Origin of the sequence: Pseudobacillus sp. FSL P4-0506 (assembly GCF_038003025.1) — a bacterium.
GTDB lineage: Bacteria > Bacillota > Bacilli > Bacillales > Domibacillaceae > Pseudobacillus.
In genome coordinates this window covers 266,156-282,500 of record NZ_JBBOOI010000002.1, presented here as the reverse complement: position 1 = coordinate 282,500, position 16,345 = coordinate 266,156, and the positions used below count along the sequence as shown (strand labels likewise).

10 protein-coding genes and 2 rRNA genes (1 of these 12 only partly in view) are annotated in these 16,345 nt (G+C 39.0%); 1 reads left to right on the top strand and 11 read right to left on the bottom strand.

From position 1 onward, the window contains the following. The 10 genes from MKZ02_RS23405 to MKZ02_RS23360 form a co-directional block, all read right to left on the bottom strand. Nucleotides 1-1,053, bottom strand: a 23S ribosomal RNA gene (locus MKZ02_RS23405) (it extends 1,879 nt beyond the left edge of the window). A gap of 205 nt (nt 1,054-1,258) precedes the next feature. Beyond that, nucleotides 1,259-2,812 (bottom strand): 16S ribosomal RNA (locus MKZ02_RS23400). Together the 16S and 23S rRNA genes form the textbook arrangement of a ribosomal RNA operon. A gap of 890 nt (nt 2,813-3,702) precedes the next feature. Next, nucleotides 3,703-4,134, bottom strand: a complete 432-nt coding sequence (locus tag MKZ02_RS23395; RefSeq protein ID WP_340856833.1) for a hypothetical protein — start codon at nt 4,132-4,134, stop codon at nt 3,703-3,705. Between the two features lie 417 nt (nt 4,135-4,551). After that, the gene (locus tag MKZ02_RS23390; RefSeq protein WP_182917201.1) at nt 4,552-4,719 is read right to left on the bottom strand and encodes a hypothetical protein; all 168 of its coding nucleotides are present in this window, start codon (nt 4,717-4,719) and stop codon (nt 4,552-4,554) included. Beyond that, nucleotides 4,720-5,523 (bottom strand): hypothetical protein, encoded by an 804-nt coding sequence (locus MKZ02_RS23385; RefSeq protein ID WP_340856831.1) that lies wholly within the window; start codon nt 5,521-5,523, stop codon nt 4,720-4,722. It abuts the gene before it with no gap. 113 nt (nt 5,524-5,636) lie between these two features. Then, nucleotides 5,637-6,122: a hypothetical protein gene (locus MKZ02_RS23380; protein WP_120038621.1), complete on the bottom strand. Its 486-nt coding sequence runs from the start codon at nt 6,120-6,122 to the stop codon at nt 5,637-5,639. Nucleotides 6,123-6,411: 289 nt separating this feature from the next. Then, a complete protein-coding gene (locus MKZ02_RS23375; protein ID WP_340856830.1) occupies nt 6,412-8,271 on the bottom strand; it encodes an LTA synthase family protein in 1,860 nt (619 codons plus the stop codon). Beyond that, nucleotides 8,258-9,877: an aminotransferase class V-fold PLP-dependent enzyme gene (locus tag MKZ02_RS23370; protein ID WP_340856829.1), complete on the bottom strand. Its 1,620-nt coding sequence runs from the start codon at nt 9,875-9,877 to the stop codon at nt 8,258-8,260. The genes MKZ02_RS23375 and MKZ02_RS23370 overlap by 14 nt, the downstream gene beginning before the upstream one ends. 56 nt (nt 9,878-9,933) lie before the next feature. Further along, nucleotides 9,934-10,497, bottom strand: a complete 564-nt coding sequence (locus MKZ02_RS23365) for a glycerol-3-phosphate acyltransferase (protein ID WP_340856828.1) — start codon at nt 10,495-10,497, stop codon at nt 9,934-9,936. A 726-nt stretch (nt 10,498-11,223) separates the two neighbouring features. After that, nucleotides 11,224-12,381, bottom strand: coding sequence for a hypothetical protein (locus MKZ02_RS23360; protein ID WP_120038624.1), 1,158 nt, complete (start codon nt 12,379-12,381; stop codon nt 11,224-11,226). A 721-nt stretch (nt 12,382-13,102) separates the two neighbouring features. Between MKZ02_RS23360 and MKZ02_RS23355 the strand changes: the two genes are divergently transcribed. Continuing rightward, complete coding sequence (locus MKZ02_RS23355) at nt 13,103-14,899, top strand: helix-turn-helix domain-containing protein (protein WP_340856827.1); 1,797 nt, start codon at nt 13,103-13,105, stop codon at nt 14,897-14,899. A 179-nt stretch (nt 14,900-15,078) separates the two neighbouring features. Here MKZ02_RS23355 and MKZ02_RS23350 read toward each other — a convergent pair whose 3' ends face one another. Next, nucleotides 15,079-16,155 carry a hypothetical protein gene (locus MKZ02_RS23350; protein ID WP_340856826.1) on the bottom strand — a complete coding sequence of 359 codons (1,077 nt, stop codon included), beginning with the start codon at nt 16,153-16,155 and terminating at the stop codon, nt 15,079-15,081. Nucleotides 16,156-16,345 lie beyond the last annotated feature (190 nt).

Below are 16,345 nucleotides of genomic sequence, written 5' to 3'. Positions count from 1 at the left end.
GGGACCTTAGCTGGTGGTCTGGGCTGTTTCCCTCTTGACTACGGATCTTATCACTCGCAGTCTGACTCCCAAGGATAAGTCTTTGGCATTCGGAGTTTGTCTGAATTCGGTAACCCGAGGGGGGCCCCTAGTCCAAACAGTGCTCTACCTCCAAGACTCTTCCCTTGAGGCTAGCCCTAAAGCTATTTCGGAGAGAACCAGCTATCTCCAGGTTCGATTGGAATTTCACCGCTACCCACACCTCATCCCCGCACTTTTCAACGTGCGTGGGTTCGGGCCTCCAGTAAGTGTTACCTTACCTTCACCCTGGACATGGGTAGATCACCTGGTTTCGGGTCTGCGACCTCATACTCATGCGCCCTATTCAGACTCGCTTTCGCTGCGGCTCCGCCTTTACGGCTTAACCTCGCATGAAATCGCAACTCGCCGGTTCATTCTACAAAAGGCACGCCATCACCCATTAACGGGCTCTGACTACTTGTAGGCACACGGTTTCAGGTTCTCTTTCACTCCCCTTCCGGGGTGCTTTTCACCTTTCCCTCACGGTACTGGTTCACTATCGGTCACTAGGGAGTATTTAGCCTTGGGAGATGGTCCTCCCGGATTCCGACGGAATTTCACGTGTTCCGCCGTACTCAGGATCCACTCTGGAGAGAACGATGTTTCGGCTACAGGATTGTTACCTTCTCTGATGGGCCTTTCCAGACCTCTTCGCCTACACCGTTCTTTTGTAACTCCGTATAGAGTGTCCTACAACCCCAGAAGGCAAGCCTTCTGGTTTGGGCTGTTCCCGTTTCGCTCGCCGCTACTCAGGGAATCGCGTTTGCTTTCTCTTCCTCCAGGTACTTAGATGTTTCAGTTCCCCGGGTGTGCCTTCTCCTACCCTATGGATTCAGGTAGGGATACTGTTCCATTACGAACAGTGGGTTTCCCCATTCGGAAATCTCCGGATTAACGCTTACTTACAGCTCCCCGGAGCATATCGGAGTTAGTCCCGTCCTTCTTCGGCTCCTAGTGCCAAGGCATCCACCGTGCGCCCTTTCTAACTTAACCTAAAATGGCGATTACTCGGTTATTGCTTGGTTACTTTTATACGATATTATCCAGTTTTCAAAGAACAAGATTGCTTACCTATAGAGAAGGAATTCATCCTTCAAAACTGAACAAAAAACAATGCCGTTAATTCGCTTGTGAGAACAGCGTTCTCTGTTGCTACTACGTGCGGCTAAAAGCCTGGCACGGTTCACAATTTCCTTAGAAAGGAGGTGATCCAGCCGCACCTTCCGATACGGCTACCTTGTTACGACTTCACCCCAATCATCTGCCCCACCTTAGGCGGCTGGCTCCCGTAAGGGTTACCCCACCGACTTCGGGTGTTGCAAACTCTCGTGGTGTGACGGGCGGTGTGTACAAGGCCCGGGAACGTATTCACCGCGGCATGCTGATCCGCGATTACTAGCGATTCCGGCTTCATGCAGGCGAGTTGCAGCCTGCAATCCGAACTGAGAATGGTTTTATGGGATTGGCTAAACCTTGCGGTCTTGCAGCCCTTTGTACCATCCATTGTAGCACGTGTGTAGCCCAGGTCATAAGGGGCATGATGATTTGACGTCATCCCCACCTTCCTCCGGTTTGTCACCGGCAGTCACCTTAGAGTGCCCAACTGAATGCTGGCAACTAAGATCAAGGGTTGCGCTCGTTGCGGGACTTAACCCAACATCTCACGACACGAGCTGACGACAACCATGCACCACCTGTCACCGCTGTCCCCGAAGGGAAAGATCTGTCTCCAGACCGGTCAGCGGGATGTCAAGACCTGGTAAGGTTCTTCGCGTTGCTTCGAATTAAACCACATGCTCCACCGCTTGTGCGGGCCCCCGTCAATTCCTTTGAGTTTCAGCCTTGCGGCCGTACTCCCCAGGCGGAGTGCTTAATGCGTTAGCTGCAGCACTGAAGGGCGGAAACCCTCCAACACTTAGCACTCATCGTTTACGGCGTGGACTACCAGGGTATCTAATCCTGTTCGCTCCCCACGCTTTCGCGCCTCAGCGTCAGTTACAGACCAGAGAGCCGCCTTCGCCACTGGTGTTCCTCCACATCTCTACGCATTTCACCGCTACACGTGGAATTCCGCTCTCCTCTTCTGCACTCAAGCCTCCCAGTTTCCAATGACCCTCCACGGTTGAGCCGTGGGCTTTCACATCAGACTTAAGAAGCCGCCTGCGCGCGCTTTACGCCCAATAATTCCGGACAACGCTTGCCACCTACGTATTACCGCGGCTGCTGGCACGTAGTTAGCCGTGGCTTTCTGGTCAGGTACCGTCAAGGTACCAACAGTTACTTTGGTACTTGTTCTTCCCTGACAACAGAGCTTTACGATCCGAAAACCTTCTTCACTCACGCGGCGTTGCTCCGTCAGACTTTCGTCCATTGCGGAAGATTCCCTACTGCTGCCTCCCGTAGGAGTCTGGGCCGTGTCTCAGTCCCAGTGTGGCCGATCACCCTCTCAGGTCGGCTACGCATCGTCGCCTTGGTGAGCCGTTACCTCACCAACTAGCTAATGCGCCGCGGGTCCATCTGTAAGTGACAGCTAAAAGCCGCCTTTCCATTCTTCTTCATGCGAAGAAAAAGAATATCCGGTATTAGCCCCGGTTTCCCGGAGTTATCCCAGTCTTACAGGCAGGTTACCCACGTGTTACTCACCCGTCCGCCGCTAACTTGAACAGAGCAAGCTCCGTCAAGTCCGCTCGACTTGCATGTATTAGGCACGCCGCCAGCGTTCGTCCTGAGCCAGGATCAAACTCTCCAAAAAGATTGTTTGACTTGCTCATGTTTTAAAAATAAGAATTAACTTACTGGCATGTATTTTGTTCAGTTTTCAAAGATCAATTTGTTTTGTTGTCGTTATCAGCGACAGCTATATTATAATAACATTTTACAATAATAGTGTCAACGGTTTTTTTAAAATATTTTTTCTCTATCTCACTGTTTTTAGCAGCAAAGAGAACTATATCATTCTTTTAAATACGGGGTCAATAACTTTTTTAAATATAATAGTAAGTTTTTCTGCTAGGTAGCAATCATCCGAATAAAGAAGAAGCAAAAATTGAGCCTTGCCAAACTATATAAAAAGAACTCTCTGATTCACTCAAAGAGCCCACCCCACCTTCTTATTTAACTGACTTTAACTGGTCCTCATTATGGAACAAGTAAACAAGATAAGCATTCAAATCAAACTGGTTTTTATTGATAAAGTTAGTCAACATCAATTTATTTTCTACAATCACCATTTCTCTCTCCTTTACTAAATATTCTTGTCTCTATCATTGCCAATCTTTTATTCTTCTATACATGCAGATGTCTAAAAACTATTGATTAATAAAAAGAGCAACCTCTCCATGTGCTCATCCACATGGTTACCCCTTTTCAAAAAGGCCGTTCTTTTATTAAACAGAGCTTTAAAATAAAGTTTGATCAACACTACTTCATATTTTATGGTAAACAAGAAGAATCCATTTTGAAAAATTTAATCAAAATGGATTCTTCTCTAGCCGTTTTCAGTTTTGTTTTTTAATCGCTTGGTCCGTTCCTATTTGTGCGCATTATCGTTTTAATTGTGGGTAATTGAATTTTAGTTAAATCTCTATCTTTGTTCCGATCGATATGAAACTAACTTACAATGTAATAAACAACGAATAGTTTCTAGCTTTGAGCCAAGGTGCCATTGAAAATTTGTCCGCCTCCATTTACTTTAATGATTTTAAGGCGACTGGTATTTTTGATAAATATAGTTTTATATTGTTCTTCCCCATTTTCATCTTTAATAAGAAGAATACGTTTCCCTTCGTTATCTGTTACCGTTTGAAATCTATTATCTTTGTCCCCAATCTGCTCAATAATCTTATTATATTCAGGTAATGAAGACCATTCCTCATGATTTACACTTTCTTTAGATTGGTTTTGGGCTTGCTCTGTTGGCTGTTCATTTTCTTGCCGCTCTTCTTGTATGTTCTCTGTTTGTAAAACTTCCTCGTTTTTTGGGGTACTCTCATTATTGTCTTTATGTGCCTCATTACTATTACAAGCTGTTAGCATGGATGCAGCAGCAATGAATGCAATAAACGTTTTGAACATTATTCTTTTCCTCTCCTATTAATGTATTCTTTTTTCATTCTAACAATAAATCTTCTATAGTTGACTTATTTTGCTGATTCATTCATCACTCAATGGATTGATATAAAAAGACGAATTAGTTGCATGAAAGCATAGAAAAGAATAAAGCCATTCTCCACATGCTTACTGGAAAGTGAACGAAAAAACATGCACTCTTTTCTATATACGATCGTTCAACGATTTGCACACTCATGCAGTAGCTAAAATTTTGTATGGTTACTTTTAAGCTTTAGCAAACCGATTGAAAGAATGATTGCCGCAAAAAAAGAACCTCCCTCAACAAAAAACGACGCGGGAGGTTCTGAACCATTACTCAGATCATTTTATTTTAGATTGGTTCACTCTCTAATTCCTCTTTTGTTAAAACTCACCTCTCATTTATTCTTCATCCAAGTTTACATAAATTGTATCTTCTTTGACATTAGGTATGTATTTAACACCTTGGTCATCATTCGCCTTAACCTTTTCATAAACGAAAGTTGATGATATAAATATTAGTCCTACAATAGCACAAACTGAAAGTAGAACTGTTCTCTTTTTTTTCATTTAATCGCCTCCGTAACTATATAATTTTTTTGCTTTTGTATTTGTGAGTAATACATATTGAGTAGTAGTTTTTCCGCTCATCTTTGTTACTTTTATAGAGGTTGCACTCTTTTTATACCTATATTTACTAGTTGTCTTAGTAATATTTTTCATTTCACTTCTAGCACTTGAGGCTTTATTTAAATACTGTTGTAAATTATTTACTTTAACATACTTATCATTATAGTGTTTTGCAAAGTGATAATCTATCGATTTATGAATATCAGAAAAAGTTCCTTTATCCCATTCTTTAGTCAACTGATCCGTTGAAAAATCTAAAGACGCGTTAACACTTTTAGTAACAACTTTTTTGCCATCTTTAATGACTGCGCTACCTGTATAAGACATCTTGGTTCTAACCATCGGTACCGGTTTAGATTTGTCTTGGGAAATAGCAGGTTTTAAGTTAGTAAAAACAAAGGTGCTTTTGTTTTTTCCTTTTTGCTCTTTTCCTTTTGAGGTCAAAATCTTCGGTGAATTAACTGTAACTACTACACTGTCTACCGTATCCACCCCATAATTTCTCACTTTAACTGTTACACCTGTAACACTAGGAGTCACATTAATCGTAACAGCGTTCGGCAAAGAAGCTAACCTTTTAAATTCCTTATTGCCAGATTCTGATAATTCACTTTGACTAACGTTAATAACATCAGATTTTACAAGTACATTTCCTTCATTAAAAGAAGCATAGACTTCACTTTGGTTCCCTGATAAAAATAATAAAAAAATACTAACCATTAATAAGTACAAACTCTTTTTCATCAAATACACTCCTCCCAACTGTTTAGTTACAAATATAAATAAACGGTCAGGAAAAATCATCATTTTAAGTAAAATTATGACTATTTACATCAACCATTTTAAGGAAACTGTGTCTATATTCCTGCATGATACAAGATATACTTAGCATCTTTTATAAAGCCAACCATTTCCAAACAACCTTCTATAACGTTTAACAAATCTTTTTTATCAAAAAATTTCTCTTTAACCTCCTCAAGTTCTTCGAGGGTGAGCTTTTCCCTTTCTGTTTCATCCATTGTTTCTAATTCATAATAATAAACATCGGTGGGAAAAGAGAGGATCACGTCTTTCCATTGTAAAAACATGTTTTCTAGTTCACTAACAGAGTGTTTATTAAAAACCGTTACTCCATAATAATTAAAGCCTTTGTATTCAGGGAAAACTAAGCCATATGGTTTCTCTTGATAATCAGGATTAATAGAAGGAACCGTGTAAAACAAATTGTTTTCTTCTCCTATTGTTGTATCAATGTAATTTAAAAAGTCATCATGTATACTCAGTTCTTTTAATACTTTATCACTATGCTCTTCTATCAATTCAAATTCATGATTAAGTCCCATACTATACTCCTCTTTTCAAATAATAAAGATGGCTCATTAAGGATAAACTGAAAGTTCCAAGGAGAGCTATTTTAGATATACATCACCTTACCGGAAGCCATAAAAAGACTCTTCGACTGAAATATCATTTTTGTAGCTTAACTCCCTTTTTAGTTGAATAACACCTGGCTGTTTTTCTCTATCATCCAATCGTTATCCTATTAGCAATTCTCTCATCAACTTGCTGTTATTTTCCTTTTTTATTTCGATAAAAATCTTAATCATTGTTATAGGATGAATAGTCGGCTATTTATTGTTGCGGCTTCATAAACCTTAAGAGATCTCCAAAAATGATCTTGTCAGACAGTGTTAACTCTTGTCTCACCACATCTAGATATGGTTCACAATGATGAGTCCCTGCCGCTTGCCCACTTTCTTTTCTATAACAAATACTATCCTTGTATATGTAATTCTTTGAAATAAAACTGCCATCTCGAAAAACAACTGGATAATCTGGATCTCTTGTGAAAAGATCATGACCGAATGAATAATTGTTTTCTTTTTTAATGCCTAAAAGATGGAGAAGTGTTGGACGTATATCAATTTCTCCTCCCTGTGTGTCAATGATTTTTCCTTCGTGGCCGGGAATATGGATAATCAGCGGCACTTGGCGATGTTTCATTCGATTAGCCACGTTAATTTCTTCTCCTAATAACTCACTCAGACCTTCCTCGTATTTTTCAGAAATGCCGTAATGATCCCCGACTAGAACAAACATAGTGTCTTCGTACATCCCTTTTTCTTTCAATTGTTTAAAAAACGTTTCAATAGATTTATCTAAATACCGAACCGTTGTCACATAGCGATTAACAACTCCTTCTTTTGTAGCTGCTGGCTCAATGAACATATCTTCCTCTTCTAGCAAAAAAGGAAAATGGTTTGTTAAGGTGAGAAATTTCGCATAGTAGGGTTCAGGTATAGTCTCTAAATATTGAACAGACTGATTGAAGTATGGAATATCTTTAATTCCATAGTTGATTGAATTTTCTTCTGTTACTATGTAATCCTTCTTAGAAAAAAACTTATCGTAACCTAAAGTCTTGTACATCGTGTCCCGGTTCCAAAAGGTACTTACATTCCCATGAAATGCAGCAGCATAATAATCCTGTTTTTCTTTTAATAAATGTGGAAGACTATAGTACACATTTTCCGGTCTTCTTACAAAAACAGAACCGCTTGCTAACGGATAAAGCCCCGTATCAATCATAAATTCTGCGTCAGATGTTTTTCCCTGAGCTGTTTGATCATATACTTGGCTAAAATAGAAACTGTCTTTAATTAAATCATTAAGAAAAGGGGTTATTTCTTCTCCATTTACTTTTTGATGAATGACAAAGTCTTGGGTTGATTCCATGCTTATGACTACCACATTTTTTCCTTCTGCTATCCCAAATAAATCCGTTGATTGAAGATTTTTATGCTGAAAATATTCTTGCGGGGCAACAGCATCTGCTTCTGTGACCACAAACCGCTCTAAGGATACTTTCATCCCTAAAGCAATGTCATATACATGATAATTCAGCAAACCTAATGACTTAACCATTTGTTCCCGATCATAAGATTCAGAAAAAAGGTGAACAGATTTACCAATTCCTAAACCAATTGTTATTATAGTAAACGTTAAACTTGCTGCTGCGTATAACTTTTTGGTCTGTTTTCCTACTTTAAAACAAGTAGCTCTCGTTTTAAAAAGAAACCACCCTACCAAAAACAGATCGATAAATAAACAAAGATCCCATGGATTCATTAGCTCAACCGTGCTGGCACTCAAGCCGCCCACATTATCAAATTGAAAAAGAATCGGCGCGCTAACAAAGTCAATATAAAAACGATAATATAAGAGATCCCCATAAAGGATAAAAGTTCCGGTAAATAATAATCCGAACAACAGCAGTCTGTTTACCCTTTCACTAAAATAAAAACTAAAGCCCATTACAAATAAGAGCGAACCAAGGGAACTTATTAATATCACTCCGATGTCATACCATGATTGGAGGCTAAGGTTAAAGCCTAAAAGGCAAACGATCACCGTTTTTAACCAAAGAATGCCCGCTATCATTAAAACTAGTTTTATGCCCTCTATGTGTTTCCATCGCTTATTTTGAAACATGGTTTGAAACCTGCTTAATTTTTTTATTCATTATGTTTTGAAGGATGGCCAATGCAGTTTCAAACTCTTTTAATGTAAGGTTCCCCATTAAGGCAAACTGGATCCAGTTCCGTCGCAGTAAATAGTCACTTTCATAACTGATAATGATCCCGTTTTCCTTTAACTGATCCCCCACATTTTTTGAAGAAACACCGTATGGAAGCGGAATAGTCATAATGCCCGGTGAGTAATCCTCATTTCCTAACACAGAAAACCCAGCATTCGTCAGCATTTTCCTGACCTCATTTGCTAATGTATGCCTGCTTTCTACATTTACTTTTTTTACTGCTTCATGCAATGCAAAAATCAAGTTTGATGAATGAGTATAAGGAATGCTGTCAGTCATGGCATATATCCCTAAATCTAAATACCTCGGTATCTCTTTATTCGGTGCAATGGTCTCTTGATGAAACACAATAGCTAGCCCTGGATAAGAACCTAATCCTTTTCCACTAACAGTGCTTGCTAAATAAACATCCTGAAAATCAACAGGAACGACTCCAACTGAACTGCAGGCATCTACACATAATTTTATGTGATGCTTTTTGACCACTTCTAGAAGCTTGTTCAAATCGTACAGGTATCCTGTAGATGTTTCACAATGCACTGTCCACAGCCAATTTACATCCTGATGGGTTTCAAGAAAGCTCTTAATCTCTTCTGCCGGGATGCCCTCATTCCACCGTTTTTCCAATGTATAATGCTCCAAGCCGAACCGCTCTGCATGATCGATTAACCGATAGCCAAATTCTCCATTTGCAAGGATTAATCCTTTTCCAGGAAGTTTCTTTATTTGAGCAGCTACTAAGTCATTCGCAAGTGTTCCGGTTCCGACTGCGATTTGTGCCTTTTTTGCATTGACCAATTCACATAGTTTTGTTCGAACTGTTTTCATTTCATTAATAACCTCGCTAGAGCGATGGGAAATAGCTGTTTTTCTAAAAACTTGCTCTACTTCTTTATGTACTGCCACCGGACCCGGCAAAAAGTTCATTTTTTTTGGTTCTCTCTTTTTCTGTTTCATCATTTTAGAAAACGCTTTTGATGTAGTTTCAAATTTCTTCTTAGTTAAATACATCGGTTGAAACATTGCTTTTTCTCTTCCAACCATGGGGCCGAATGGTTCAAAGCCAATTCTTTTATATAGCCTGATTTGACGATCGGTACCGGAAATAAGAGCCATGTTATATTGTTTTTCCAAGCAATAGCTAACGAGTAAGTTTACCAGCTGGTAAAATACCCAGCTTTTTCGATAGTCTCTTTTCACCGAGAGCAACCGCACTTCACAAGGATTAGCATTCTTTGGTAAATAATGATCTAAATCGTCTATTTTATAATCAAGAGAAAACGGGCGGTTGGCACGCACTGCGATCATTCCGACGATAACTCCCGCGTCCTTGGCAATAATATAGGTATTTTCCTTATCAAATTTATCTATTAAACGTCGGCCTTGATTTTGTTGATGCTGCGGAATTTCCTCTACAAACGTTTCGTAATTTAGTTTATAGATTTGTTCCATTTCTTCCGGTTCGGATGCTATTTTATAGGTTAACGTATGTTGTTCCATTCTGTTGCCTCCTCAAAATAGATTGAAATGAAAGAAGTATAAAATAATTTATTGAATCATGCGTCTTTTATGTGTGAGATAACTACAATGACCAATAAACTAAATAGCCCAATAGCAAAATAGTATTCTCCCAGTATCCAAGCTGTCACAGGAATGGTGGCCATCGAAAAAAGACCAGCTATCGTAAAGTTTCGTACAATCCAATAGCTGATTCCAACGCATGTTCCTAAAACTCCAATGGCCGGTGGAACTAGAAACAAAGTGGAGGTTAAAAAAACGACGACTCCTTTTCCCCCTTTGAAACCAAGGTGTACCGGCCAAATATGGCCAATTAACAAGAAAAAAGCGCTAACTAACAGCATGATTTTATTTTGCGGAAAGAAAAGTGTTACGAAAGACAGAACCATCATAACTTTTGCCATATCAATCAAAAGTGTAAACACAAACGCTTTCTTTCCTAACTCTCTTCCGGCATTTCTGGCTCCAGCATTCCCGCTCCCAAGTTGGCGAATATCTTTTCCCACTGACCACTTGGCGATATAATATGCCCCTGTTATACTTCCAGCACAATAGGAAAGCATAACCATCAATACAATTTTTAAAATGGCGCATTCCCCCAAAAGAATCCTCATGTACATACAATAATTTTTTAACTGCCTACTGACTTCAAATAAGGATCATCCCTGTGTTAACGATTGTTTTTTGGCATTCTGCAGTTATTTTACCATAAATAACCATAGGCATCTTGAACTATTCTTTCACCTTGTTCATTAAACAATGCGTCTTAGGAGAGAAATACATATTAGTCTCCTTTTTGCTAGAATTCAGATTTTAACTTGCTTCTTTATACTAAAGAAATATAAAGCCTAATAGATGAATCTTAAATAAATGTAGTAATGAAAGTATATTCAATTTTATAAGTATAAAAATCAAGTAATAGTAAACAATCAATTCTATAAAAAATAATTCAAAATAAATACTCAAAGTTAATAAGCTCTTTTTTAAAACAGTTTCTAAACCCTTACAACAGCTGGGCTTATACCAAAAAGAAAGACACCAATATTTGATATATTCATAGATTCACAAGCAATCTATTGAATAATTAATAGACAAGAAGCAATTTACTGATACAAAAACCACTTAAGAAGCCATCATTTGTTTTTATGAAAAATAAGAAGCAATCTATTGATAGTAAATGAAATAAAAAAGAGAACAGCTTCTTGGTAAGAGGCCATTCTCTTAAAAAAGGAGCATAGATAAAAGAAAATCCAAGAACAGATACAAGTTCTTGGATTTTTTATACACGGGAAATAGCCTTGTTTGACTAAAAATTTAAAAACAAGGCATTAGATGAAATGCAGGGCTGGTACTTGTCCTGTTTGGATATATTCGTTGTACTTGGCCTGATGCATTTTATCGTATGGAATTTTTTTAAGTTCTTTAGGAAGCTCTCGTCGATAAATGGTCCGAAAATAGGCGCCGATGGACGTATGGAACGAGAACTTTCCTTTACGGTTGATTTGTGTTCGAATATGTTGTTCAAATTGATCCAGGCAGCGGAAAAACAGAGATTCTGCCCAAGCATCACGGTATGTATAACGCTCTTCACTTTCGTCTTCATCGATCAAGTATTTGACAATGTCAAGTACCTCTTGTTTAAAGGACAGCATGATATCAAAAAGATCTCGTGGCTTGTAGCGCAGTTTTAGCCCATTGAGTATATAAAGCGTGTGCTCCTGAAATTTAGCCAAAAGCGGCTCGACATGAAATTCATCTGTATTCTCTTTCACACATTCCGGTTTTAAGCGAAAAATCGCTTTTCGGATCCACAACTGGCAGCCGCGGACTTGAACGCCTGTATATTCGATATCAAAAAGAGGTTGTAAAATGGCCAATACCTCTCTTACCCCTTTTGCTCTTTTCTTCAATTTTTCTTTTAATGTATGCATGGTCCGTGCTTGTTCAAGAGCTGCCACTTCGTTTTTACGATCAAGTTTGGCGATTCCATGTCGAAATTGATTGAATAGAGAAAACATGAGTTCAAACGCTTCCGGATTAGAGGTGCGCACAAACTCGGCTACAATCGTCGTATCCAAGAGGGTATGAGGGACGATAAAATAATTCAATTCATGGCCGTTCTTTAATTCAGGAGTAGTATATTCCTGATAATTGGCTAACACCCATGCAGGCAGTCCGTTTGGCAGAATTTCTTCATAAAGAAAGCCATGCTCTTCTAAGAATTTACGTCCCGCATGCATCGTCGAATAAGCCACATGCAATTTTTTGCTCCAAAAAGCGAGATTAAACTCTTGGACTTTGCCCTGGCTATTTTTTTCCAAATGAATTTGTTTTAATACAGAAAGCAGGACGGCATAGGCACTCGCTGGTACTTGCCGTTTTTGTTCTTTTTGGAAGACACGAAGATCTTCGAGCAACTGATGGGGGAAACGGAAGCCATCCATTTTCACTATTTGCCGTTTGCTTTGCTTACGGAATTTTGCCATTTTCATACCCTCCCTTCTAGCGGTTTATGTATAAGTATGTCTATTATACACGACGCCTTTTTTCGAATAGGCTCTCTCTAAGAGAAAAGTGGCAAATTTTAAAGAGCCCCTCAGCCCAGTCAGGTCAAGGGCTCAGAGATTTTTTAAAATTTTTTCAGGTGCACGGGTAGGACGGAGCAAAATGGAAAGTGGCAAGGTTCAAGTGGAAAGATTTTTTGACTGCATGCTTCACAAACGTTGATTTAGCGGGATTTATAAAAAATTCCTATTTAAAAAAGGTGCACGGGTAGGACGGAGAATTTTTAAAGTGGCAAGAAAAAGGTGCACGGGTAGGACGGAGCAAAATGGAAAATGGCAAGAAAGGTGCACGGGTAGGACGGAAAGTGGCAAAAAAACGGTGGTTTTCGACTAAATCCGCCTCTTTTTATCCAAATATAGGAAAAAATAAAAGAAAAAGATGCACGGGTAGGACGAAGGAATAATGAAAATGGCAAGAAAGATGCACGGATAGGACAGAAATGTGGAAAGAAAAAGGTGCACAGGTAGGACGGAGAATAGAACAAAAGTGGAAAGGATCAGTAAACACAAGGAGAACTAGCAACTGTAGGAGCACCGTCTCTTCAAAGAAAAGAGATGATCAAAATGGCAAGTTGCCATTTTTATGATAGAACTGGCATAATGAAGGTATCCATATAGACAGAACGACTTGGGGAGAGATAGCATGGCGGAATACATTAACCCTAATAAACTCGCACTAAGTGAAGACTTTTTTAAACTTGCCGTTTTAGAAGAAGTCCAAAGGTATTTTTCCAACAACTATATTATTGAAGAATGGCAACAGTATGTCACAAGTGAAATCAATCAAACGTTTGATAATCAAAAAGCGTATAGAAGTTTTGATTGGTTATGTGAGATTGTGCGCTCCCTGCTAGTGAGCAAAAAAGTCACCCAGGAAAATATACGGGAGGTCTTCAGAAAACATCACACATATGTATTGGAACAAGTCAGCAGCTATATTAACCAGGACTTTCCGTTGGATGTACATCTTAGTGTTAACGAAGCGGCTGTCCAATTTGCCAAAGAAGAGCGGCATTTGGTCTCCAGCATGGATTATCAGTTTCATCTAGTAAGAAATATCGTGACACAGCCTAAGGCCTTTGTGGCGGCTAGTGAAGCAGACGATCTCTTTCAAGCAGAAATTAAAGATTCTAAAGGCAACATTCATGGAATGGCACGCGTCAATGTGGCAGGAGGAATGGACATGCCTTTTACGGATGAAGAACAGGAGTATTGGGATAAACTCCGGACGGCATTTAGTGCCATGGATGAAATGACAGCCGATATTTTTGATATTATTTGTTTTCTGTTTCTTTTTGCGCCAAAAGATGAAGATGGTTACCTGTATTTTCACTCCAATGATGCGCTGAAATTAAGAAGCAACCTTGTGGATCCGAATAGCAGCCTGGAAGTCCGGGAAAGAGACCGTTTTAACATTATGTCAAGAGTCAAGGCTCTTTCTAATATTTGGATTTCATTGAAAGAGGGCGAGGTCATTGAAGTCGATGAAAATGATTTAAAAGAAAGCAAAAAGTATAAATACAGGGATTTTCAGAAAATGTTTGAGGTAGGAAAAGTACGGGCAGCTTATGACGAGAACGATAAATTTTTAGGTATCTATGCCTGTCAAATCAAACCAACATCGTTATTAACGTCTTTTCTGAATGAAAATAAACGCTTAGGCATTATTGACTTAAGCGCATTGGAGTTTCATCCCGTGCGGCAGCGTCCGGAGAAGCGGCTGGCACGTTACCTTGCGACACAATGGTTTATTCGTCTGTCTAAAAATAATTTACATCAGCCTTTTATGGTCAAAACGCTCATCCGGGAAATTGATTTCCCTGCACGGATGAGAGGACTAGACATGTACGACCGCTTTGTCAAAGCGTTAGATGAACTAACAAACAAAGGCATTGTAAGAGACTGGCATTTTACGGACCCTGTCGACTTCAGTTTGTTTGGTCGAACCGGCTGGTTGTCTTATTTTTACGGGCTGAAGGTAGCCATTACCCCTTCTGCTGAAATGATGGAAAAAAATAAAAGAAAGCTGTCGATCTTACAGGATCAGCACCAGGTAGATTCATCAACTGTTAATCAAATGATTGAATCACTTAGTCAACCAGTTGTCATCCAACAAGTTGGATATCGGAGCATAGAGCAGCAAGCTTCCCCTTTAAGAAGAGAGCCGGCGGCAGAAGCATCTCAGCTTTCCCTTCCCCTATCGGAACCTAAAAAGAATGATGAACCTCTTCCGCCACTTACAGAGGAATCCTTAACGGCTGAAATGGTCATCCAAGAAAGAGAGCGGCGAGGACTTTCACTTGCCAAAGCAGCAAAAGAGATAGGGATTGGTTACAATACATTGAAACGATTTGAGAATAAGGAAACCAAAAGAAGAAATAAGAAGAACGATATGAAGATTGTTCAATGGTTGAAAAAGTCCCTAATACTAGAAGATTAAATAAACGATATGCACAAATAAGTTTTGTAAAGAGAATGATGCTTTTTGAACGATAACTTTATAAAGCCCCATCGGTCTTTTTTAGCTATGGCCGATGGGGCTTTCTTTATAGCAGCATTGGAATGTAATCGTCACTATATCTATTAGGATAACTATCATTTTCCAAAGCATGAATAACACTATTCATCTAACAAATGTTTTCTTTCCCCTACGTTTTCAGGAAGATCTATTTCATAGCCTTTTTTCTTTTGGAAATAGGCTAATGCTTGACCTGATTGCTCACCAATCGCATCAAAGGCTTCTTTATTCTCTAAAATCTCTTGCTCAATGACACTAAGCTCTTCCTTCACTGTAGAGATCTTTTTGGAAAGTGTGCTGTCCTTTGAAAAATTTGCTGCCTTTTCCATTTCTTCTTTCAGCTTTTCCTCAATTGCCTGAATGTCAGCTTCTAGATCTCTAACAATCGGGGATGCACCTATTTCTTCTTCAGTAGGTGCCTCTACTTCACTTTTCTCCACAATAATGGGTGAAAAGATCCTTCCAATAATATTGCTTTCTTTTTTTCTTTTGTTTTCAAGGGCTCGGACCTTCTCTAACCATAATCGTTCTTTTTCGGAATTTCTTTTTCGTCTTAAATCCCCTTCTAGCAAGAGTTTCCTGTCTATGAGCCGTCTGATGGTTTCCTCTATTTGCGATAGTTCCTTGTTATGTTCAATGTATAAGTGATTTAATTCCTGCTCTTTTTTACTTTTCTCCATAAATCGGCTAAACATCTTTTCTGTAAATTCAAGAGTGGCCTTCTCCCTTAGGTGCATGCCAAAGAGTAAAGTATCAAGAGTGTCTTCATTCATCCCTTTTACATTTTTACGTTTAGGAATAAATTGAGCCTCTTCCCCAATTTTCACTTTGATATCCTTTAGTTGCTTGTTCAGGTCTTTAATATACATAAAAATCAAATAAATACGATAGACGCCATCATATCTCATTCTATAAGAGGAAGAAGTCTTTACAACACCTATGTATTCTGGGAGGTTCTGCAAATAGTAGCGTATATTTGCATCTGACCGATTAACGAATCGAGCAGCATCTTGCGCAGAGTATTCCACTCCTTCTACTAGCTGGCCAAGAAAATCAGGAAATAGTTTCTCTTTTGTTTTAGAGGCCAATGAACATTCCAGAAATAATGGATCATCAGCAAATTTTTCTTTAATCAACTCCACCATGATGGTTTTTTGTTTCTCTTTGGTTTGTTCCAAAGTAAACACTCCCCTCTTTTCTCCAGAAACGAAAAGAAAGAAACAATTTCGCTTCTCTTTGTTTCGTTTCGGAAACACTTCGTTGTTTTGCGTTCTCTTATTAATACTTTTTATTATAGTGGATTTCACGAATAGACTCAATTATATAGGAATTGATAAGCATTATCTGAAACAGTCAAAGTGAAAACAG

Bases quoted from the DNA above. Each gene is read 5' to 3' on its own strand.
- MKZ02_RS23395 (WP_340856833.1), bottom strand. From the start codon at position 4,134: ATGTTCAAAACGTTTATTGCATTCATTGCTGCTGCATCCATGCTAACA.
- MKZ02_RS23390 (WP_182917201.1), bottom strand. From the start codon at position 4,719: ATGAAAAAAAAGAGAACAGTTCTACTTTCAGTTTGTGCTATTGTAGGA.
- MKZ02_RS23385 (WP_340856831.1), bottom strand. From the start codon at position 5,523: ATGAAAAAGAGTTTGTACTTATTAATGGTTAGTATTTTTTTATTATTT.
- MKZ02_RS23380 (WP_120038621.1), bottom strand. From the start codon at position 6,122: ATGGGACTTAATCATGAATTTGAATTGATAGAAGAGCATAGTGATAAA.
- MKZ02_RS23375 (WP_340856830.1), bottom strand. From the start codon at position 8,271: ATGTTTCAAAATAAGCGATGGAAACACATAGAGGGCATAAAACTAGTT.
- MKZ02_RS23370 (WP_340856829.1), bottom strand. From the start codon at position 9,877: ATGGAACAACATACGTTAACCTATAAAATAGCATCCGAACCGGAAGAA.
- MKZ02_RS23360 (WP_120038624.1), bottom strand. From the start codon at position 12,381: ATGGCAAAATTCCGTAAGCAAAGCAAACGGCAAATAGTGAAAATGGAT.
- MKZ02_RS23355 (WP_340856827.1), top strand. From the start codon at position 13,103: ATGGCGGAATACATTAACCCTAATAAACTCGCACTAAGTGAAGACTTT.